The organism is Caballeronia sp. ATUFL_M2_KS44, assembly GCF_023630965.1.
Taxonomy (GTDB): Bacteria; Pseudomonadota; Gammaproteobacteria; order Burkholderiales; family Burkholderiaceae; genus Caballeronia; species Caballeronia concitans.
In genome coordinates this window covers 595232-617836 of the sequence record NZ_JALQEA010000039.1, presented here as the reverse complement: position 1 = coordinate 617836, position 22605 = coordinate 595232, and the positions used below count along the sequence as shown (strand labels likewise).

At 62.5% G+C, this 22605-nt stretch carries 18 protein-coding genes; 11 read left to right on the top strand and 7 right to left on the bottom strand.

All coding sequences use genetic code 11. From position 1 onward, the window contains the following. Positions 1–6 precede the first annotated feature (6 nt). Positions 7–243, bottom strand: coding sequence for a hypothetical protein (locus tag NCR39_RS18250; protein WP_250453468.1), 237 nt, complete (start codon positions 241–243; stop codon positions 7–9). Between the two features lie 247 nt (positions 244–490). On the opposite strand from NCR39_RS18250, the gene NCR39_RS18245 reads away from it, so the two are divergent. The 11 genes from NCR39_RS18245 (at position 491) to NCR39_RS18195 (ending at position 12332) form a co-directional block, all read left to right on the top strand. Beyond that, positions 491–1495, top strand: a complete 1005-nt coding sequence (locus NCR39_RS18245; protein WP_250453467.1) for a hypothetical protein — start codon at positions 491–493, stop codon at positions 1493–1495. Positions 1496–1573: 78 nt separating this feature from the next. Continuing rightward, positions 1574–2293: a PIG-L deacetylase family protein gene (locus NCR39_RS18240; protein ID WP_250453466.1), complete on the top strand. Its 720-nt coding sequence runs from the start codon at positions 1574–1576 to the stop codon at positions 2291–2293. Next, positions 2290–3210, top strand: coding sequence for a glycosyltransferase family 2 protein (locus NCR39_RS18235; protein WP_250453465.1), 921 nt, complete (start codon positions 2290–2292; stop codon positions 3208–3210). Before NCR39_RS18240 ends, NCR39_RS18235 begins: the two co-directional genes overlap by 4 nt. 236 nt (positions 3211–3446) lie before the next feature. Beyond that, positions 3447–4736 (top strand): glycosyltransferase family 4 protein, encoded by a 1290-nt coding sequence (locus NCR39_RS18230; protein WP_250453464.1) that lies wholly within the window; start codon positions 3447–3449, stop codon positions 4734–4736. Continuing rightward, positions 4733–5311: a D-glycero-alpha-D-manno-heptose-1,7-bisphosphate 7-phosphatase gene (locus tag NCR39_RS18225; protein WP_250453463.1), complete on the top strand. Its 579-nt coding sequence runs from the start codon at positions 4733–4735 to the stop codon at positions 5309–5311. Before NCR39_RS18230 ends, NCR39_RS18225 begins: the two co-directional genes overlap by 4 nt. Then, positions 5308–6474: a lipopolysaccharide heptosyltransferase II gene (gene waaF / locus NCR39_RS18220; protein ID WP_250453462.1), complete on the top strand. Its 1167-nt coding sequence runs from the start codon at positions 5308–5310 to the stop codon at positions 6472–6474. Before NCR39_RS18225 ends, waaF begins: the two co-directional genes overlap by 4 nt. A gap of 12 nt (positions 6475–6486) precedes the next feature. After that, positions 6487–8232: a carbamoyltransferase family protein gene (locus NCR39_RS18215; protein ID WP_250453461.1), complete on the top strand. Its 1746-nt coding sequence runs from the start codon at positions 6487–6489 to the stop codon at positions 8230–8232. Positions 8233–8312: 80 nt separating this feature from the next. Continuing rightward, positions 8313–9293, top strand: a complete 981-nt coding sequence (locus NCR39_RS18210) for a glycosyltransferase family 2 protein (protein ID WP_250453670.1) — start codon at positions 8313–8315, stop codon at positions 9291–9293. Beyond that, the gene (locus tag NCR39_RS18205; RefSeq protein WP_250453460.1) at positions 9290–10354 is read left to right on the top strand and encodes a glycosyltransferase family 9 protein; all 1065 of its coding nucleotides are present in this window, start codon (positions 9290–9292) and stop codon (positions 10352–10354) included. The genes NCR39_RS18210 and NCR39_RS18205 overlap by 4 nt, the downstream gene beginning before the upstream one ends. Continuing rightward, a complete protein-coding gene (locus NCR39_RS18200) occupies positions 10341–11300 on the top strand; it encodes a glycosyltransferase family 4 protein (protein WP_250453459.1) in 960 nt (319 codons plus the stop codon). Before NCR39_RS18205 ends, NCR39_RS18200 begins: the two co-directional genes overlap by 14 nt. Positions 11301–11348: 48 nt before the next feature. Then, positions 11349–12332 (top strand): UDP-glucuronic acid decarboxylase family protein, encoded by a 984-nt coding sequence (locus NCR39_RS18195; RefSeq protein WP_250453458.1) that lies wholly within the window; start codon positions 11349–11351, stop codon positions 12330–12332. Here NCR39_RS18195 and NCR39_RS18190 read toward each other — a convergent pair. The 6 genes from NCR39_RS18190 to NCR39_RS18165 form a co-directional block, all read right to left on the bottom strand. Continuing rightward, on the bottom strand, positions 12322–12918 hold the full coding sequence (locus NCR39_RS18190; RefSeq protein WP_250453457.1) for a ParB/Srx family N-terminal domain-containing protein: 597 nt from the start codon (positions 12916–12918) through the stop codon (positions 12322–12324). The two genes, NCR39_RS18195 and NCR39_RS18190, sit on opposite strands and share 11 nt — an antisense overlap. 12 nt (positions 12919–12930) lie before the next feature. Continuing rightward, the gene (locus tag NCR39_RS18185; protein ID WP_250453669.1) at positions 12931–15588 is read right to left on the bottom strand and encodes an ATP-binding cassette domain-containing protein; all 2658 of its coding nucleotides are present in this window, start codon (positions 15586–15588) and stop codon (positions 12931–12933) included. A 96-nt stretch (positions 15589–15684) separates the two neighbouring features. Then, complete coding sequence (locus tag NCR39_RS18180) at positions 15685–18060, bottom strand: DNA polymerase II (protein WP_250453456.1); 2376 nt, start codon at positions 18058–18060, stop codon at positions 15685–15687. A 170-nt stretch (positions 18061–18230) separates the two neighbouring features. Then, on the bottom strand, positions 18231–18902 hold the full coding sequence (gene flhC / locus NCR39_RS18175) for a flagellar transcriptional regulator FlhC (RefSeq protein ID WP_250453455.1): 672 nt from the start codon (positions 18900–18902) through the stop codon (positions 18231–18233). Between the two features lie 15 nt (positions 18903–18917). After that, positions 18918–19235: a flagellar transcriptional regulator FlhD gene (gene flhD, locus NCR39_RS18170; RefSeq protein WP_035963774.1), complete on the bottom strand. Its 318-nt coding sequence runs from the start codon at positions 19233–19235 to the stop codon at positions 18918–18920. A 689-nt stretch (positions 19236–19924) separates the two neighbouring features. After that, positions 19925–22468 carry a mechanosensitive ion channel domain-containing protein gene (locus NCR39_RS18165; protein WP_250453454.1) on the bottom strand — a complete coding sequence of 848 codons (2544 nt, stop codon included), beginning with the start codon at positions 22466–22468 and terminating at the stop codon, positions 19925–19927. Positions 22469–22605: the final 137 nt, after the last annotated feature.

Below are 22605 nucleotides of genomic sequence, written 5' to 3'. Positions count from 1 at the left end.
CTCCGCTTACCCCGCCGCCGTCCGCGGTTCCGTCGTCACATGACGGCCGTCCAGCACATCCTTTGCGTACTGGATGGCGAACTGCTCCGCTGCACGCGCCGTCGCGAACGGACGGAACGGGCCGACCGCGCGACGCACGCCTCCGGGCCGCTCGATCAGCACGGTCGATACGAACTCGCCCGCCGCATGCACGACGACCGCCGACAGTTCAGCGCCCTGGTAATCGACTGGAATGCAGTCCATTGCTGACCTCGCTACGTTGATGGCCGGACCATGCAGTCATTCACGCAGGCAGCGCGTCGGAAGACCGGCGTGTGCGTGCTCGAAGCAAGCAGAATCCCGAGCCTCATTTGTAGCGCGGTTCGCGCGATTCGCCCGTGCGTCGACGAACATTGAGCGCGACAGGTTGTGCATGATTCGCATTTAGACGGTATTCTCGGCGAACCGTCCAGGACGAAACGCAGGACATTCGCCATTCAATTCATGCTCGATGACTCACATTCCGAAACAACGACAACGTAAAACCGCCGCGTTTGCAATTGCCTGCATTTCGCTGGCCGTCAGGGGCAAGAGCGCGCAGGCGCAGGAATTTTCGGTACTCGCCGGCCCGCTCCAGACCAGCAGCCAGAACACGTATTCATGGGAAGCGGACTATCGCGAAGGGCTCGGGCCGTATGCCGCGTGGAGCTTCTCGTGGGTCAACGAAGGCCATGTTCCGAACCATCATCGCGATGGACAATCCGTGCAGTTGTGGGGCCGCATGCCGCTCATGGACAACCGGCTGGAACTGTCGGCGGGTGCGGGGCCGTATCGCTACTTCGATACCAGCGCGGCGGAAGCCGGCGGAAACTATTCGAACACGCATGGCTGGGGCGTCATGTTCACGCTGCGCGCCGCGTATTACTTCGATAATCGCTGGATCGCGCAGATGAAACTCAATCGCGTGCAGGCGTTCGGCGGTCCGGATACGACGGCGCTGCTCTTCGGCATCGGCTATCAGCTCGACGCGCCGAACGGACACGGTCCGCGCGATAGCGCCCCATCCCGCACGACCAACGTCACCGGCAACGAAGTCACGCTGATGCTCGGCACCACCGTGCTCAATAGTCTCGACTCGGAAACCAATCTGGCGGCGGGCGTGGAGTATCGGCGCGGCTTGTGGCGTTATGTGGATTTCACCGCGTCGTATCTGCATGAAGGCGGACACGTGCAGTCGCGCCGCGATGGCGTCGCCGCGCAACTCTGGGCCACGCGCGCGTTCTTCGATGACCGCCTCACGCTGGGCGTCGGCGCGGGCCCGTATCTGTCCATCACGCAGAACGACGACCTGCCGCAGAACCGCACCGGCGACGGACGCTTCTCGGGCCTCGTGTCGCTATCGGCGAGTTATCGCTTCACGAACCGCTGGCTTGCGCGTCTCACGTGGAATCGCATGGTGACGCGTTACGACCGCGACGCGGACATCATCGAGGCGGGCGTCGGCATGCGCTTCTAGCACGGCCCGCTTTTGCGCCACGCGGACGTGGCCCGTTACTTGCGCGTCGACGAGCCGTTCCCCACTCGACGCTCGCTCATGTTCGACGCCACGTCCAGACTTCTGGTGATTTCCCCTCATCTCGACGACGCCGTGTTCGGCTGCGGCGCGGCTATCGTCAGCGCAGCGGATGCGCGCGTTTGCACCGTGTTCACGGCGCGCCCCGCTGAAGACGCGGCGACCGACTGGGACGGCCAATGCGGCTTTTCGAGCGCATTCGACGCGATGGACGCGCGCCTCGAAGAAGACAAGCGCGCGCTCGGCGTGCTGGGCGCCAAGCCGTTTCATCTCGGCCTGCTCGACTCACAGTACATTCCTTACTCGCCCGCGTCCGCGAAAGCCACTCGCGAAACGATCGCGCGCGCATTGATCGACGCAATCGACGCGCATCGTCCGGATGTGCTGTTGATGCCGCTCGGTCTCTTTCATTCGGACCACATTCTCGTGCATCAGGGCGCGTGCGATGCGTGGCTCGCGCATCCCACGCTTACGTGCTTCGGATATGAGGAAGGGTTATATCGCGCGATGCCGGGCGTCGTGCAGCAGCGTCTCGCCGATTTGCACGAACGCGGCATCGAAGCGACGCCGTTCAATCCACCGCTTCCCCCGCCTGCCGAACTGCAACGCCGCGATGCGAAGAAGCGCGAAGCCGTGGCTGCATATTCGAGCCAGTTGAAGGCGTTCGGCGATAACGGCTATGCGGACGTGTTCCTGCCCGAGCGCTTCTGGACGCTCGCGCCCGCCGAGGATCGACGATGAGCGCGTTGCCGCAAGCATCGACGTCTCACGTTGCGCATGGCGACGCGCGCGTGAGCGTCGTGGTGCTCACGTATAACCGCGCCGAACAAGTGCTCGACACACTCGCGCGCCTTGCGGCATTGCCGGACCGCATCGAGATCATCGTGGTCGACAATGCATCGACCGACGATACCGCCGAACGCGTGGCGCAAGCGTTCCCGTCAGTGGAACTGATCGTCGCGCCGTCGAACATGGGCGCGGCGGGCCGCAATCTTGGCGTGGACAAAGTGCGGACCGAGTACGTCGCCTTCTGCGATGACGATACGTGGTGGGGCGCAGGCTCGCTCACACGCGCGGCCGAGATTCTCGATGCGTCTCCACGCGTCGCGGTGCTGAGCGCGCGCGTGGTCGTCGGCGAAGACGGCGATGCCGATGAAACCTGCGAACGCATGCGCGTGAGTCCGCTCGGCGCGCGCGGATTGCCGGGGCCGTCGCTCGTCGGTTACATGGCAGGCGCAAGCGTGTTCCGCACGACCGTGTTCAAAGCGATGGGCGGCTATGAGCCGCGGCTGTTCATCGGCGGTGAGGAGTCGTTGCTCGCGCTCGACATGCTCGATCACGGCCACGCACTCGTCTATGCCGATGAACTCGTGCTTCATCACCATCCCTCGCCCATACGCGACAGCGCGCTGCGCCGCCGTCTGCTCGCGCGTAACGCAGCGTGGGTTGCATGGCTGCGTTTGCCCTTGCGCGAAGCCATCGACTCGACGGTGCGTGCGCTCGGCGTGATGCATCGCGAACGCACGCTGCTGAGCGATGCAACGCAACTGCTGAGCGGCCTGCCGTGGGCGCTCACGCAACGCCGCGTGGTGGGCCGTCATGTTCAGATGATGCGGGCGATCGTTCGCGATGACGACCGCCGCCGCGAAAGCCGTTAAGCGCGGTCGCGCGCCAGCGCGCACAACTACACGCACCGTGTAAAAGCGCCTCATCGAGTGCGAAGCGTCTTAACGAAATTGCTTTCGTCTACCAACGAACAAACGATCCTGCGCATTTTCGCGAGCGTGGCACAACGAATGCTCACCCAGCAGGTTGCTTCGGAGCCTGCCCGCAATCCTCGGACCGCGAACGCTTCGGAGCACACATCGAACAATGCGGATCAAGGGGCCATCACGTGAAGATCGCACTTATTAGTGAGCATGCGTCGCCTCTTGCGGTGGCAGGCGGCGTCGATAGCGGCGGGCAGAACATCTATGTCGCGCATGTGGCGCGGCACCTCGCACGCAATGGCCATGAAGTGGATGTCTTCACGCGGCGCGACCGTTCCCTGCTGCCGCTCGTGTCGCGCTTCGAAGGCATTCAGAACATCCGTGTCATCAACGTGCCTGCGGGTCCGCCGGTGCAGTTGCCCAAAGAGCAGCTTTTGCCGCACATGGACGAGTTCGCGCGCTTCATGATCGGCTACTTCAGGAAGCAGGCGACGCCTTATCACGTCGTGCATGCGAACTTTTTCATGTCGGGGCTCGTGGGCATGCGCATCAAGGAAGCGCTCGGCACGCCGCTCGTCACGACGTTTCATGCGCTCGGCCGCGTGCGCCGCATTCATCAAGGTGCGGGCGATGGCTTTCCCGACGAACGCTTCGATATCGAAGACGCGCTCGTGCGCGAATCGGACTCGGTGATCGCGGAGTGCCCGCAAGACGAAGCCGATCTTCTCGCGCTCTATCATGCAGACCCTGCGCGCATCGATCTCGTGCCGTGCGGTTTCGACAGCACCGAGTTTCATCCGATGAAGAAGGCCGAAGCGCGCGAGCGTCTCGGCTGGCCGCAAGACCGCTTCATCGTGCTCCAGCTCGGACGCATGGTGCCGCGCAAGGGCATCGATAACGTGGTGCGGGGCATCGGCATCTGCAATCGCGAACTAAACGAAGATGCGCATCTTTATGTGATCGGCGGCAACTCCGATGAGGCGAACGAAATCGCGACGCCGGAAATCGGCCGTCTGCGCGGAATTGCTACGGAGTCCGGAGTAAGTGACAAGGTCGAATTCCTCGGCCGTCATGGACGCCAGCGCCTCAAGATCTTCTACAACGCTGCCGACGTGTTCGTGACGACGCCGTGGTACGAGCCGTTCGGCATCACGCCGCTGGAAGCGATGGCGTGCGGCCGGCCCGTGATCGGTGCGGACGTGGGCGGCATACGCTATTCGGTGGCGCACCGCGAAACCGGCTTGCTCGTGCCGCCGAAAGACCCGGCTGCGCTTGCCGATGCGCTCGCGATCATCAAACGTGATCCGGCGCTCGCCGAACGCATGGGCGCGGCGGGACTCGAACGCGCACGCGCCATGTTCACCTGGGCGAGCGTCGCGCAATCGCTCGAACAGGTCTATGCACGCGTGGCCGGCGTGGATACGGCAGCGGAAGTCCGCAGCGGCCGCGCGGCATATGGCGGCGCGAGCGCATGAAGCCTGCTGTTTTTCTCGACAAGGACGGCACGCTGCTCGACGATGTGCCCTATAACGTCGATCCGCACAAGATGCGCCTCGCGCCCGGCGCATTCGATGCACTCGTGACGTTCGCGCGCATGAACGTGCCGATCGTCGTGATCAGCAATCAAAGCGGCGTCGCGCTCGGCAAGTTCGATGAAAGCGCGCTCGGCCATGTCGAACGCAAGCTGCATGAACTCGCGGCTGAAGCCGGTGCGAAGATCGCGGGCGTGTACTGGTGCCCGCATCATCCGCAAGGAACAGTGACACGTTATGCGCTCGCTTGCGATTGCCGCAAGCCTGCGCCCGGCATGATCCAGCGCGCGGCGCGTGAACATGGCCTGGATCTCGAACGAAGCTGGTTCGTCGGCGATATTCTCGACGACATCGAAGCGGGACATCGCGCGGGCTGCCGTGCAGTGCTCATCGATAACGGCAATGAGACGGTATGGCAGCGCGGTCCGCTGCGTGAACCCGATGCCATCGCGAAGGACATGTTCGACGCCGCGTGCATCATCGAACGCTCTTGGCAAGCGACGGAACTTGCGACATGAAGCGCGAAATCCCGGTCACGATCCAGCCCGCCGATGCGCACGCGCGTGCGCCCGCTGTCGCTACACAACGCGTGTGGGGCGAGGACGTGCGCCGCATATTGTGCATTCGCCCCGACAATCTCGGCGACGTGTTGATGACCACGCCCGCGATACATGCGCTCAAGCATGCGTATCCGGGCCGGCATCTGACTTTGCTTGCATCCGGATCGGGCGCACAGGCGGCACGTTTTATCGACGATATCGACGACGTCATTGAATATCACGCGCCATGGGTGAAGCACGAGAAACCGATCGACGCCGCCGCCGATCTCGCCATGCGCGAGCGCCTTGCATCGCTCGGTTTCGATGCCGCCGTCATCTTCAGCGTGTATAGCCAGAATCCGTTGCCCGCCGCGATGCTTTGCCATCTCGCGAGCATTCCGCGAAGGCTCGCGCATTGCCGCGAAAATCCGTATGGCCTGTTGACCGACTGGGTCGCGGAGCGCGAGCCGCAGCATGGAACGCGGCATGAAGTGGAACGGCAGCTTGCGCTCGTTGCAAGCGTCGGCGCTGTTGCGAGCGATACACGTATGCGCTTTGCGTTGCGCGCAGCCGACGAAGCATCGCTCGAACGCAAGCTCGATGAACGCGGCATCGATCCTCACGCGCCCTACTTCGTCATGCATCCCGGCGCGACGGCTGCATCGCGCCGCTACCCGCCCGAGCGATTCGCAGAAGCCGCACGCGTGGTCGCCGCGCGCACCGGCTGGCCCGTGCTTATCACCGGCTCTGCGAGCGAAGCCGCGTTGTGCGATGCCGTCAGCGCGAGCGATGCGCGCATCGTCAATCTTGCGGGCGCGCTGCAGCTCGGCGAACTCGCGGCGCTTATCAACGAAGCGCGCGTGCTCGTGTCGAACAACAGTGGTCCGGTGCATATCGCGTCGGCGGTGGGCACGCCCGTCGTCGATCTCTATGCGCTCACGAATCCGCAGCACATGCCGTGGCAAACGCCGCATCGCGTGCTCTATCACGATGTGCCTTGCCGCTGGTGCTATCGCAGCGTGTGTCCCGAAGGACATCACGCGTGCCTGCTCGGTGTGAGCGTCGATGAAGTCGTCGACGCTGCCTTGTCGCTCATCGATGCCCGCACGGAACAGCATCCCGCTCATCTGACATTACCCTGAGAGACGCGCCTTATGTACACACTCGGAATCAATGCGGTCTATCACGACAGCGCTGCGGCGCTGGTTCACGACGGCGTCGTGATCGCGGCGGCCGAAGACGAGCGCTTCACGCATGTGAAGCACGCAAAGCGTCCCGTGCCCTTCTCGACGTGGCAACTTCCGTTCGATGCCATCGACTATTGCCTGAAGGAAGCGGGCATCGAACTCGCGGATGTCGATCACATTGCCTACTCGTACGACCCGCATCTTTTTTCAGGCATGCCGAAGCAGGCCAAGGCGACCATCACGCTGCCGTTCATGCCGACGGAGCATGTCAGCAGCAACCCTTCGGAATCGCCGTGGGACCCGCTCTTTCTGAGCTATATCGCCAATGCGCGCGGCCAGTTGATCGACGGCGCGCCGCATCATTTGAAGAAGCGCTTCGTGAGCGGCGGACGTGCGCCGCGCTTCGAATGGCATAACGTCGATCATCATCTGTCGCATGAAGCAAGCGCGTTTCTCGCGGCGCCTTATGAAAACACCGCCGTGCTCACCATGGACGGACGCGGCGAAGGCGTGACCACGAGTCTCGGTCAATTCGTCGATGGCGAATATCAACGCGTGAAGCAAGTGGAATTGCCGCACTCGCTCGGCTTGCTTTATGAAGCCGTGACGGACTATCTCGGCTTTCTGCATTCGTCGGACGAGTACAAGGTCATGGCGCTTGCATCGTTCGGCAAGCCCGCTTATGTCGATCAGTTCCGCGAGATCGTGAAGTATCGCAATGACGGCAGTTATACCGTCGATGCCCCGCGTCTCGTCGAACGCTTCGGTCCGCGTCGCGAACGCGGCGGTCCGCTCACGCAGCATCACTACGACATCGCGCATTCGCTGCAAGTCGTGCTCGAAGAGACCGCGCTGGAACTGGCGCGCTGGCTGCATGAACGCACCGGCCTCAAGCATCTCGCGATGGCGGGCGGCGTCGCGCTCAACTGCGTGATGAATGCGCGTCTTCGCGATCGCGGCCCGTTCGAGGACATCTGGGTTCAGCCCGCAGCGGGCGATGCAGGCACCGCGCTCGGCGCGGCGCTCTGGACCGACTATCAGCAACGCGTGAAGGAAGGCGACAAGAGCCGTCGCTGGCACATGAATCATGCGTATCTCGGGCCGTGTTATGGCGAGAAGGACATCGAGGACTTCCTCAAGTGGTCGAAGACGCCGTATCGCAGGCTCGACGATATCGCCGCTGAAACAGCCGACATTCTCGCGTCGAACCGCGTGATCGGCTGGTATCAGGGACGCACCGAGTTCGGGCCGCGCGCGTTGGGCGCACGCTCGATTCTCGCTTCGCCGATCGATCCGTCGATGCAGGCGCGCCTGAACGAGATCAAGGACCGCGAGGATTTTCGTCCCGTCGCGCCCGTCGTGATGGAAGAGCACGCGGCCGACTGGTTCGTCGATGCACGCGTCGCGCCGTTCATGCTCTTCGTGTTCGACGTGCGCGAGGACATGAAGGCGCGCATCCCGGCCGTCACGCATATCGACGGCACCGCGCGCGTGCAGACCGTCAGTCGCTCGCAACATCCGCTCTACTACGATTTGCTTGCTGCATTCAAGGCGCGCACGGGCGTGCCGGTGCTCGTGAACACGTCGTTCAACACGCGCGGTGAACCGATGGTCAACTCGCCACGCGATGCAGTCGAATCGTTCTGGACGTCGCCGCTCGATGCGCTCGTGATCGGCCCGTTCCTCATCGAGAAGCCGGGAGGGCACGCATGAGTACGATTGCGGGCTCGATCCCGTTCGATGATGCAAGAGACGCAGCGGCGCATGAAGCCAGCGAGAGCCATGCGTCGGACATGGCCTTCGATGTGTCCGTCGTCGTGCCGACGTATCGCCGCCCCGACATGCTCGAACGCTGTCTGCGCGCGATCGTCGCGCAGGACTATGACCACGCGCGTTACGAGATCATCGTATGCGACGACGGTCCCGATGAACCGACGCGTTCGCGCGTGGCATCGCTTGCACGCGAGTTCGAGCAAGGCCCGCGCATTCGCTATGTGCCCGTGACCGCGACGCAAGGACCGGCGGGCGCGCGCAACGCGGGATGGCGGGCATCGAACGCTGCGTCGATCGCCTTCACCGACGACGACACGATCCCCGATCCGCATTGGCTCGCGGCCGGCGTTGCAGCGCTGCACGCGGGCACGGGCGCGGATGCGGTGTCCGGCCGCATCGTGGTGCCGCTCGACCCGCGCCCGACCGATTACGAGCTGGACGCAGCGGGCCTTTCGCATACGGAGTTCGCGACGGCCAACACGTTCGTCACGCGTTCGGCGCTCAAGCGTGTCGGCGGTTTCGATGCGCGGTTCACATCTGCATGGCGCGAAGACTCGGACCTTCAATTCAAGCTGATGCGATCGGGCGCGCATATCGTTCGCTCGGACGATGCAATCGTGCTGCATCCCGTGCGTCCCGCGCGTTGGGGCGTGAGTCTCTCGCAGCAGAAGAAGAGTCAGTTCGATGCGCTGCTCTACAAGAAGCATCGCGAGCTCTTCAAGACGCGCATCAGGAGTACACCGCCGCTCCTTTACTACGCGATACTCGCCGTAGCCGTGATCGCCCTGCTCGCCTTTGCAAACGGCAACGCGACGCTCGGGCTGCTGGGCATCGAGATATGGCTATGCCTTTCCGCATGGTTCTGTTTCAAGCGGCTCAGGTCCACGGCGCTCACGCGCTCGCACATACTCGAAATGGCGTGGACGTCCCTGTGGATTCCATTCCTCTCGATCTATTGGCGGCTCTACGGCGCGGTGAAGTTCCGCGTGCTGTTCATATGAAAGCCGCCAACGTCGAGCGCATCGCGATCTTCCGCGCGCTTCAGCTCGGCGACATGCTGTGCGCCGTGCCCGCGTTGCGCGCGTTGCGTCGCGGTTATCCGAAGGCGCGTATCGCGCTGATCGGCTTGCCGTGGGCGAAGAGTTTCGTCGAACGTTATGCGCATCTGATCGATGAACTTATCGTGTTTCCGGGGGCCATCGGCTTTCCGGAGCAAAAGGAAACGGACGCACATCTGCCCGCTTTCTACGATGCAATGCGCGCGCGCCGCTTCGATCTCGCGATTCAATTGCACGGCAGCGGCGGCGTGGCGAACGATATCGTCGAGCAGATGCACGCGCGCATCGACGCGGGCTTTCTCAAGCCGGACGAAGCGCCGCGCGAAGGCATGTTCATTCCGTGGCCCGATGACCTTCAGGAAGTCGCACGCTATAACGCATTGATGGACGCGCTCGGCATCGATGCACGCGATACGCAACTCGAGATTCCGCTGACGCAACAAGACACGCGCGAATGCGATGCCTTGATCGAACGCTACGGCCTCGATACGTCGCGCCTCGTGCTCGTTCATGCGGGATCGCAATTGCCTTCGCGACGCTGGCCCGCCGAACGCTTCGCACAAGTGGCGGCTGCGCTGGCACGCGACGGCTGGCAAGTCGCGTTGACAGGCAGCGCGAGCGAAGCGGTCATCACGGCGAGCATTGCCGGCACGCCTGGCGTCGATGCAATCGATCTCACCGGCAAGACATCGCTCGGGGGACTCGCGGCGCTCGTTGCGCGTGCACGGCTCATCGTATGCAACGACACGGGCCTCTCTCATGTTGCTGCGGCGATGCGCACGAAGAGCGTGGTCATCGCATCGGGGAGCGACACGCGGCGTTGGGCGCCGCTCGATCATGAACGTCATCGCGTGCTTGCGGACTATCCGCCCTGCCGCCCCTGTGCGTTTCGCGAGTGCCCGTATGGGCATCCGTGCGCACTGAATATCAGCGTCGCGCAAGTGCTCGACGTTGCGCGACTTCAATTGCCTGCAGAAAAACTGGAAACCGATGCCCACTGCTAATCAACGACGTCTGCGCGTGCTCACGTGGCATGTCCACGGCAACTACATGTATTACCTGAGCCACGCGAAGCACGACTTCCATCTCGTGACCAAGCCCGGTCATCCGCCGGGCTATGCGGGCAAGGTCGGCGTGCTGCCGTGGGGCGACAACGTGCATGAAGTCCCTGCGGATCAAGTGGCTTCGCAAGAATTCGATGTCGTGCTCTTTCAGCATCGCACGCATTGGGACGACGATCGCATCAACCTGCTGTCCGATGCGCAACGGCGCTTGCCGCGGGTCTATATCGAACATGATCCGCCGCAAGAGAATCCCTTCGAGCAGCGTCACTGGGTGAATGATCGCAGTACGTTGTTGGTACACGTGACGCACTTCAATCGCCTGATGTGGGACAGCGGCGAGACGCCCACGCGCGTGATCGAGCATGGCGTCGTTGTGCCGGAAGGCGTGCGTTATAGCGGCGAGAAGGAACGCGGCATCGTCGTCATCAATCATTTGAGGCAGCGCGGGCGCAGGCTCGGCAACGATGTATTCGCGGAGGCGAAGCAACTCGTTCCGCTCGATCTCGTCGGCATGGATGCGGAATCGGCGGGTGGAATCGGCGAAGTCGGCAATCTGGATCTGGCTGCGTTCACCGCGCAATACCGCTTCTTTTTCAATCCGATTCGCTGGACGAGCCTCGGTCTCGCAATCGTCGAGGCAATGACCATCGGCATGCCGATCGTCGGGCTTGCCACGACGGAACTCGCCACTGTGATACGCAACGGCGAAAGCGGCTTCGTGCATACCGATACGAACGCACTCGTCGATGCCATGCAGCGCCTGCTGCGCGATCCTGCCGAAGCGCGGCGTCTCGGCGAAGGTGCGCGACGGCTTGCGCTGGAACGCTTTCATATCGACCGCTTCGCCGCCGAATGGGAGGCGACGTTGCGGCACGTATGCAGTTGAGCGCATGCGTTCAACGAATCGGGATGCATCACATTAAAGGGAATCGTCATGAAAGAAGCATTTCGCAAGCGCATTCTGGTGACCGGCGGCGCGGGCTTTCTCGGCTCGCATCTGTGCGAACGGCTGCTCGCGCAAGGCCACGACGTGCTGTGCGTCGATAACTTCTATACCGGCACGAAGGACAACATCGCTCATCTGCTCGACAGTCCCAACTTCGAACTGATGCGTCATGACGTGACCTTCCCGCTGTATGTGGAAGTCGACGAGATTTATAACCTCGCGTGTCCCGCATCGCCGGTGCATTATCAGCATGATCCCGTGCAGACGACGAAGACGAGCGTGCACGGCGCGATCAACATGCTGGGCCTCGCCAAGCGCGTGAAGGCCAAGATCTTTCAGGCATCGACGAGCGAAGTCTATGGCGATGCGCGCGTGCATCCGCAGCAGGAAGCGTATTGGGGCAATGTGAATCCCATCGGTCCGCGTTCGTGTTACGACGAAGGCAAGCGCTGCGCCGAAACGCTCTTCATGGATTATCGGCGGCAGCATGGACTCAACATCAAGATCGCGCGCATCTTCAATACGTACGGTCCGCGCATGCATCCGAGCGATGGCCGCGTGGTGTCCAACTTCATGATGCAGGCGCTCGCCGGCGAAGCGATCACCGTGTATGGCGAAGGCACGCAGACGCGCTCGTTCTGCTATGTCGACGACATGGTCGATGCGTTCATTCGCCTGATGAACACGCCCGATGAAGTCACCGGACCCGTGAATCTCGGCAATCCGCATGAGATATCGATGCTCGAAATCGCGCAGCGCATCGTCGCGTTGACGGGATCGAAATCGGAGATCGTGTTCCGGCCGCTGCCGATGGACGATCCGTGGCATCGTCAGCCGGATATCACGCAAGCGCACAAGCTGCTCGACTGGCAGCCCGTCACCGTGCTCGATGAAGGACTGCGACGCACTGCGGCCTACTTCCGTCAGATCATCGAAGCACACGAATCGCGCTCGGCGATGGCTACGCTTTGAAGCCCGGCAGTTCGCGCGCTTCGTCTTCGCGCGAAGCCGCGACTGCCTGCGCGAGCGCCTTGGCGAAGCCCGCAACCGATGCGAAATCGCCTTCGATGCGCTCGCGAAAATAGTCGGCCCATGCGAACTTGGCGTTGAATTCGGGCGAGTCTTCGAACATGCCCGCCATGCGCACGAACGCGGCGAGGCTGAGATAAGGATCGTCGGGCATCGCTGCAATGGAAGGCGGCAATGCATCGACGGATGTTTCGCGGCCTTGCGCATCGAATGGATGAATCCAGCCTTCTTCGCGCATGGCCGCGACGAATGCATCGTGATCGCGGTCGCTGAAGTCGCATGCGATGGAGACGGGCACGATGTCCATGCCGAGTTCGTCCCACGCGCGCGCCCAGTGATGATGATCGATCACATGCAGCGTGCCGCCCGGACCGCGCACCACGCGCAGCGCATGTTCGTTCATGAAGGCGGTGCGATTCTCTTCGGGCTGTTCGCTCGTCAAACGCATTTTCTCGCGCACGTGTTCCATGCCCAATGCGCCTTGCGTCGGCTTCAATTCGTCGATGCGCGCGGTTGCTCGCGTGTCCATGTCATGCGCTCCTCATGCCTCTGTGGGAACGGCGACCTGCCGGATGGCTGCAATGAGCCGCTCCGTGGGAACCGGCTTCGTCATGTGCATCTGAAAGCCCGCCATTTGCGCGCGAAGCCGATCTTCGGTTTGCGTGTGGCCGGTCAATGCAATCGCCGGCATGCGCTGATCGAGCGATACGCGACGGCTCGCCTCCAGTTCGCGCACGCGGCGCAGCACCTTATAACCGTCTTCTTCGCCGAGCACGATGTCGCATAGCAATGCATCGGGCCATTGTTCAGTCGGCGTTTGCGCGAGCCATTCGAGCGCTTCCTTGCCCGATGCCGCGAGTCGCACGCTCGCGCCCGTGGTTTCGAGCACGGCGCCGAGTGCTTCGCGTGCGGCTTCCTGATCGTCGAGGACCATCACGCACAGGCCATCGAGATTGCCGGTGGCGTCGGTTTCAGCGGGCTCGTGTTCGTCCGTATCGACGACGGGCCGCAGGGGCATCATCGCGACATACGCTAGGTGGCCATCGACATAACCAACCGTGAACGTGCCGCCCGTTTCGCTCAACGCTTCTTCCAGCCTGCGCGCCTGTTTCTGCGAAAGCGGCGCGGGCTGCGCACGGCGGCCGAGCACGCATACGCGCACCTGATTCGCTTCGCGTTCCACACGAAGCTCGACGCGCTCGCCGCGATCCGCCGCGCGAATCTCCGTGCGGCACAGGTCGGCTATCACGAGTTGCAGCACGCCGGGATCGCCTGTCACGCGCAGATCGTCGTCGGGCATCATCGTGTAAAGCTGCACACCGTGTTCGACGATCTCTTCGTGCAAGCCATCGACCACGCCTGCGATCAACGCGTTGAGACCGACCGGTTGCGCCGATACCTTGCGCTGCACTTGCGCAAGCTCGCCCTGTTGCGATTGCAGCGACCACATGCGCGCATAAACCCCCTCGCGTTCGATCAATTCCGCATGCTGTCCCTGCTCGACGATGCGCCCATGTTCCATCACGAGGATCCAGTCCGCGTTGACCACCGTGGACAACCGATGCGCGATCACAATCGACGTGCGCCCTTGCGCAAGCCGGTCCAGCTCGCTTTGAATCGCGCGTTCGGAACGCGTGTCGAGCGCGGACGTCGCTTCATCGAAGACGATGATGCGCGGGTCTTTCAATATCGCGCGTGCGATTGCGATGCGTTGCCGCTCGCCGCCCGAGAGCCGCACGCCGCGCTCGCCGACGCGCGTATCGTAATGATCGGGCAGGCGTTCGATGAAGCTGTCGAGTTGCGCCGCACGCGCCGCGCGCACGACATCCGCGCGCGTGGCGCTCGGACGCCCATATGCGATGTTGTAGGCGATCGTATCGTTGAAGAGCACGGTGTCTTGCGGCACGATGCCGATGGCTTCGCGCAGGCTCTTTTGCGTGACGTGCCGTATGTCCTGACCGTCGATGGTGATGACGCCCGCCGTCGGCTGATAGAGCCTGAAAAGCAGCTTCATCAGCGTCGACTTGCCCGAGCCGCTGCCGCCCACTACCGCCAGCTTCTTGCCGGGATGCGCGCGGAAATCGATATCGCGCAAGATCTGGCGCGCGGGATCGTAGCCGAAATCGACATGCTCGAATTCGATCTCGCCTGCTGTCACCTGAAGCGGCTTCGCTTCGACTTCATCGACATCTTCACCGCGACGCCCTCGTGCAAGCAGAATTTCGAACATGCGTTCGACGTTCACGATTGCATCGTTCGTCTCGCGAAACACGAAGCCGAGCGTGTTGAGCGGCGCACAGACCTGCACGATATACGCGTTCACCAGCACGAGATCGCCGACGCTCATCGTGCCGGCCACGACGTGCTGCGCGGCGAGCAGCATCACCGCGCCGATGCCGATGGTGATGACCGTGCTTTGCCCGACATGCAGAATGGTCAACGCGCGTTGATTCGCGGTGCGCGCCGTGACCCATTTTTCGAGCACGGTCGAAAGGCGCTTGCGTTCGACGTCTTCGCTCGCGAAGAGCTTGACCGTTTCATAGTTCAGCAGGCTGTCCACGAGCCGGCTGTCCGATTGCGCTTCGAGCCGGTTCACCGCGCGCTGAAAGCGCATGCGATAGCGCGTGAAAATAAGCGTGTAGACCGCATAACCCACGAACGTCAAGCCGATGGCAATCGTGAAAGTCCGCGCATACTGACTCACCATGATCGCGACGACCGTGCCTATTTCGATCAACGTCGGCACGATGGTGAAGATGGCGACGCCTAGCAAAAAGCCGATGCCATCCGCGCCCTTTTGCACGTCGCGCACCACGCCGCCCGTTTCGCGCTGCGCATGAAAGCGCGCCCCCATTCCGTGCAGATGCGAGAACGTGCGTTCGGTGAACGATGCAACGGTGTGCTGCGTGACGATGCTGAATATGACATCGCGCGCTTCGTTGAGCACGTCGCCGAGATAACGCATCAACACGTATGTGAGAATCACGAACACCGGGAACACGGCGTTCGCCGTCGGCCGGCTAAATTCGTCGATCACGTGCTTCAGCATCAGCGGCACGGCGACCACCGCGAGCCGCGACGCGATCATCAGCGTGACAGCCGCGAGCGTCTGCAGGCGGAACTTCCATATCGCCTGCGCGAGATCGCTCACGATGCGGTTGCGCAGTTGCGAGCGGCTGATTTCCGTGGACGCAGTCATCATGTGCATGCTTCCATATGTCGTTTTCCCGTTGCAAGCATCGTGAAATGCGGCAGCAAATGCCGCGCCCGCTTCAAGGCGCGATTCGCGAAACGGTCAAAACAACTCTTGCTGCCCCGACATCAGCGCCGTGAAATCGTCGCGCATGAAAGGCAGAATGCCGTCCGCCACGGGTTCCAGCTGCTTGCTCACGTAATGCTCGTAGTCGATGGGCGCCGAACGCGCTTCGATCGGCTCCGGGCCGCCCTGCGTCATCACATAACTGATCCAGCCGCCGCTCTGATATTGCAGCGGACGTCCTTGCCGCGCGTTGAATTCATCGGCGATGCGCGCAGCGCGCACATGAGGCGGCACGTTGCGCTGGTATTCGTCGAGGCTTCGGCGCAGACGCTTGCGATAGACCAGCAGCGCATCCATCTCGCCGCGTCGCGTGCGGTCGACGTAATCGCGCACATAGTCCTCGTAAGGCTCGCCTTTGAAGATGCGCATATAAAGCTCTTGCTGAAAACGTTGCGCGAGCGGCGTCCAGTCCGTGCGTACCGTCTCGAGCCCTTTATAGATGATTTCTTCGCTGCCGTCGGCGCGGCGCGTGAGTCCGGCGTAACGCTTCTTGCTGCCCTCTTCCGTGCCGCGTATCGTCGGCATCAGGAAGCGCTTGAAATGCGTTTCGAATTGCAATTCGAGCGCGCTGTCGAGCCCGAATGTTTCATGAAGATGCTTGCGCCAGTGTTCGTTCACGTATTCGACGAGCGCGCGGCCTATGCGCGCGGCGTCGTCTTCATCGCGTGCGCGGCGCAGCCACACGAAGGTCGAATCGGTGTCGCCGTATATGACGCTATAGCCGCGCCCTTCGATCAGCTCGCGCGTGCGATGCATGATTTCGTGCCCGCGCATGGTGATGGACGATGCAAGGCGTGGATCGAAGAAGCGGCATCCGCTCGATCCCAGCACGCCGTAGAACGAGTTCATGATGATCTTGAGCGCCTGCGAAAGCGGCTTGTTGCGCTGACGCTTCGCGGCTTCGCGTCCTTGCCAGACTTGCGCGACGATCGCGGGCAGGCAATGCGTGTCGCGCGAAAACAGCGCGCCGCGAAAACCGGGCACGGTGCGCGTTGCATCGTGCTCGCTCATGCCTTGCGCGAGGCCCACGGGATCGATCAAAAACGTGCGGATGATCGACGGATACAGGCTCTTGTAGTCGAGCACGAGCACGGAGTCATAGAGGCCGGGCCGCGAGTCCATGACGAAGCCGCCGGGACTGGCTTCCTCGGGCACGTCGCCGAGATTCGGCGCGACATAGCCCAGCCGATGCATCCGCGGCATATACAAATGCGTGAACGCCGCCACGGACCCGCCGCTGCGATCGGCGGCCAGGCCCGTGACGGTCGCGCGTTCGAGCAGGAACGGCAGCAGTTCCGTTTTCTCGAAGACCTTCGTGACAAGCTCGCAGTCGGTCAGGTTATAGCGCGCGAGCGCGGGCTTGTCTTCCTGAAAGCGCCGCTCGATTTCATCCATGCGCGCATAAGGACTGTCGCTCGCCTTGCCTTCGCCCAGCAAGGACTGCGCGACGTATTCGAGACTGAACGACGGAAAATTCCACGTAGCCGAACGCAACGCTTCGATGCCGTCGATCACGAGCCGTCCCGCAATCGACACGAAAAAGTGATTGCGCTTCATGCCGTGCTCGCGCCATTCGACGACGCCGCCATCGCGGCCCAGCGCAAGCGGCACGCCGTAATCGTCGGCATGTTTTTGCAGCACGCGCAGATCGAACTGCACCACGTTCCAGCCGATGATCGCATCCGGATCATGCAAGGCGATCCACGCGTTGAAGCGCCGCAACATCTCCGCGCGGCTCGCGCAATAGTCGAGATCGAAGTCGAGCGCGGCGTGCGCATCGCCATTCGGCGGGCCGAGCATGTAGACCTGACGCGCGCCGCATCCTTCGAGCGCGATGGAATACAGCTCGCCCTTCACGCTCGTTTCGATATCGAGCGATACGAGCCTCAGCGCAGGCCGGTAATCCGCCGAAGGCTTCAGTTCGCTATGCACGACTGCGCTCGTTCCGTCGTCATCGAAAGAAACGGGCGCCGTGATGAAGCGCTCCATCAGATAGCGTTCAGTGGGACGGACATCCGCCTCGAACACATTGACGCCCGCATGCTTCAGCGTCTTTTCGAGCGCAAGCAACTGGCGATACTGCGTGCAGTACAAGCCGAGCACCGGCTTCTGGCGGAAGTCCTTGAGCGGCAATTCACGAAGTTGCGCATCGCGCACGGTGCGAACGAACGGCGCGGCTTTGTCGCCGTCTTCGGCGCGGATGAATGCAACGGGTGTTTGCGAAGCGATGCGAATCTTGCGCGGGCCGTCGTCGGTGGCGAGCCAGAACTCGACCTCCGTGCCGGTTGCCGTGTCGCGCCAATGACGCGTCAGCAAGAAGCCCTGCTTCGATGTGCGTGGTGCCTGAATCAAGGCGAATCCTTCGAGAGCGCGTGCTATCGAAGCATTTTACTTGGGCAATGAAAGAAAGCCTGCGATGCGCGCGAACGGCGCAATGAGAGAAGCAGTAAAACACGGTAGCGGTGCCGGTCGTCCGCCATCCCGAAGATGGCCCCCGAAGGACGAACCGGCGCCGCTACCGCCTAAGCAGCCTGTGCGACCAGGCTCGCGCGTTGCGGCTGCGACGCCACAACGTTATCGAGTGCAATCCGCTCCGGATGAACCGGTGCTTGCGGCACTTCGTTCTTGCTCGATACCACCTCCAGAGCGGCTTCTTGAACGGCCTGTTTCGCGGCCGCCGCTTTCTTGGTCTTCCCCGCGCGTGACGGCGGCTGGCAGGCCCCGCACACCACGTTGTTCTGCAAATCATGTTTGTGTGCGACAAACTTCCCGGTGCATCGGCAGCAGGGTGTCATCTGCAGCATGCCCGCGTCGAAGAAGCGCACAAGAGTCCAGGCCCGCGTGAGATCGAGTACCGCCTCGGCGCCGCTATGGTTGCAGTGCTCGAGATACAGCCGATACCCCTTGGTCAACGCATCGAGATGCGAGCAACCCGCTTCGTTCTTAAGGAACGTATAGGTGTTATAGAAAAGCGATGCGTGGATGTTCGCCAGCCACGTCATGTACCAGTCCGCCGAGAACGGCAGCATGCCCTTGGGCGGCGAAACGCCCTTCACTTCGCGATAGAGACGAATCATGCGGTCCCGCGAGAGCGTCAGTTCGCTCTCCAGCACTTGCATGCGCGCGCCGAGCTCGATCAGCGCGATTGCGCGGAACACTTCCTGGGCGTCTTCAGTGAGGCTCTTCTTCAGCATGGCTCGCTCCGGCTCTTAAGCGAACTGTTCGGCCGGCTGGCCAGCCAGCAGGATTGCGGCGTGCGTCGGCGCAATGTCCGCGTTCTTCGCGGGTTGCGTCAGCGCCGACAACATCGTGTGATCGTTGAAGCGGAACGCGCAAAGCAGGTTGTCCGACTGAGCGAGCTTGACAACCTGTGCGAGCGTCAGCCCGGACAGCAAGTCAGCCAGTTCCTTCGACAGACCGAGCCGGAACATTCCGATTGCCCGATCCTCGCGCAGCAGACGCTGAGCGAGCATGATGTACGACAAGTTGATTTCCCGGATCGATTCCAGCGTTTCGCGACCGTTCATGGTTGCTGCTTCCAGTAAATCCCCGAATTTCCCGCCGGCTTGTTGCCGCTATCTTTTTTATTCCCTCGCCGTGCCGGTTTAGACCGGCTACGTACTTTGATACAGCGCGTTACATCTTGTAACAGCTACTGTGAAACGGATTCTAAGTACCGTCTGAAACGAAAGCAAGATCATCTCAATAATATTTCGTTTCAAACAACACTTTGAATCGGTAACTTTTGGATCAGAAAAAATGACCGCGTCATTTCGTAGGATGTGCCGTGGGTCCGGACTGATCTACGCAGGCTGGTTTTTGATAAGAATAATTGCCTGACGCCCGCTACAACGGGGCGTTGCGGGATTCGGTTGACAGTTTTCGAAGGTATTTTTAAGACGCGCAAATATGCGGAAAAACCGGTAAAAAAGGCGTAATTCCCGGTTTTACCGATTTGCGCTTAATAAGGTAGTTTTTGCAAGAGACTTGTTACGGCGCCTGTTACGTCGTACGAGCGACGTCGTTTCTGTGCGAACAACGGTGCGGCCCACCGTTGCGCGATGCGGTCCAAAAGGTGCCGATTTCGTGAACGAACGGTTGCGCGCAAGAAGCAAATTTAGGATCGCACGGCTTAGTGGAGGTCGCGTCGTCCGGGCGGCCGTGCTCCTCGTGCAACAGTCACCGCGCCGTTACGGTTCAACGGCGCGGCAGCGCGTCACGTGCCGCTCTGCGCCCCGCGCGGCGGCGGCGCGCTCGATGCGGCATCGGTGCCGCCGGCGGCTTCGTTCGTCGGATGCTGCGCCGCCTTCGACGGCTCCGCGCGCTGATCCGCGCCGGCCTTGTCGCTATCGTCCTGCATCTCTTGCGTCGTGTCCTGGCCATTGCCGTTGACAATGACGAAGTTACGCTGCGGATTCGCGATCTCGATACCCCGCGCCGTGAACTCGTTCAGGATGCGGCGATTGAATTCGCGCTGCACCGGCCAGCGCGCGCTGTCGCGGCACTGGATCTGGCCCGCGAGCGTGACGGTCGATCCGTCGACGGCATCGACGCCCCAGAAGCTGAAGTCGGACAGGATGCCGTCGCGGAAGGCTTCGTCCTCGCGCAACGCCGAGCCGATCTCCTTGAGCGTGGAGATGGCGAGATCCACGTCCTGACCCAGCGCAATCGACACGCGCACCGCCGCATTGCCGATGCCCCGGTTCGTGTTGTTCACCGTCGTCACGGAACTGAACGGCACGGTGTACAGCGATCCGTCGCCGCCGCGCAGACGCACCGTGCGGATCGACAGATACTCCACCGTCCCCGATACGCCCGACACCGTCACCCAGTCGCCGACCTGCATCGCGTTTTCCATCAGCAGGAAGATGCCCGTGATGAAATCCTGCACGAGCTTTTGCGAGCCGAAGCCGAGCGCCACGCCGAAAATGCTCGCGCTCGCCAGCAGCGGCGCGGTGTTCACGCCGATCTCGGAGAGTCCCGTCAGCACCACCACCATCGCGATGACGATGAAAAGCGCGCTGCGCATCATCGGCAGGAGCGTGCGCAGGCGCGCGGCGCGTACGCGATCGCCCGTGGTGTTCCACTGATCGAGGCGTCGTTCGACGAACACGTTCGCCGTTTCCCACACGAGCACCGCGAACACGGCGGCGACCGCGATGGTCAGCAGCGCCGACGCGAGCCGGTTGCCGACGCCGCCCGACGTGAAGAAGCGCAGAACATGCACGCCCCACACTTCGAGCAGCGCGATCATGGTCGCCACGCCGATCACCGTTTGCACGATACGGCGCAGAACCGGGTAATACCGATACGCGTGCCGATGCGCGATCGACTGGCTGGCGAAGTCGACTTCGTCGTTCTCGTTGTCGCGAAAGAGCCGCGCGAGCGCGCCGAACGCGACGATCGCCGCCACGCGCGAGCCGACCAGCACCAGCAGCGATACGCCGCCGAGGTGGAACAGCGTCGCATAGCCGTTCTGCACGCCGAGCGCCCAGACGAACCACATCGCCATCACGAAGAAGATCGCGACGCCGGCCCAGACGTCCGCCACCCAGCTGCCGACGAGCGCCACCGAGCGATGCGCCGACATGCGCTGCCGAATGCTCTCGGCGACGATCCTGCGCGATTCGAAGATCACCCACGCGATCATCAGATGGACGACGAGCGTGACGACCTTGAGGATCGCGATATGCGCCGCATTGGACAGGCCGAGCGGCTCGCAGCCGTTCGCGAGCGCGATGCCCGCCCCCGCGACGATCACGATGCGCCGCAGCCAGCGATACGTGTAAGCCGCGTACTGATCGCGCATCTGGATGAGGCGCAGTCCGCGCGCACGCGGCGCGATGAAGAACGCGCAGAGGATCATCACCGCGCGGCAGACGAGATACACGTCGATGAGCGCGCCGGCGACGTGCGCTTCGGTCGTGTTGTCGTCGACGAAAATGGACATCAGGATCGTCACCGCGCCCATGAACACGCCGAGCGGGATCAGGTTGAACACGAAATACAGCAGCGCGCTCGGCAGACGTTGCAGCAAGGTCCAGTGGTGCGCCGCGTGCCGCTTGCCGCGAGCGGTGTCGGCCTTGCGCTCGGCGACGTGCATAGCGACGTCGTCGCCGGTGCGCTGCGCCGTGTCTTCGGCGCGCTCGGCGGCGCGTTGTTCGTGCACGAGCTCGGGCTCGCGCGCTTCGGCATCGCTAATGCCGCGCGCCGCGACCTTCTCGCGCGGTCGGCGCAAGAGCCGCGACGCGAAATATTCGATCAACAACGCGGGCACGAGCGACAACAGCACCATCAGCACGACATGCACGAGCAGTGCGCGCTCCTGCGGGGAATCGATGCGGTCGCGCCACCAGTACACCACCGAGCGCACGCTCAGGAGCGCGGCAGCCGAGTGCCGCAGGCCGGTGCCGAATTGCACGAGCCAGTGGCCTGCCTGACGCGATATTTGCGACGCGAGGCCGTTTGCGGTCAACGAATTGGCGAGCACGCCCGAGGCGCCCGACGCAGGCGCCGCCGACGATGCCGGCTGCGCGGCGCTTGCGGGCGCGGCCAAAGCGCCGGCTGCCGCGACGGCCCGCAGCGTATCGGCGACTTGCGCGCGGCGCTGCGGATCGTTCAGGACCGAGAGCGCATCGCGGGCCTGCTGCGGCGTCAGCGCGACAGCGGGTTGAGACGCGGATTGCGGCGCGGCTGCATCGGCGTTCTGGGAAAGGATCGCTATGGCGATCAGATACAAGGCAAGAATGAATTTGCGCATGGGTCGGATGAAGATTACGTAATTTCGGGGACTCGATGCGAGATTGCCGGCGCTTGTCGCCCGGCGGTACGGAGGGTGCTACTACGTGGCACCTGGAGCGCTTTTCGCGCCTGGGTTTATTGATAACGGAATATTCG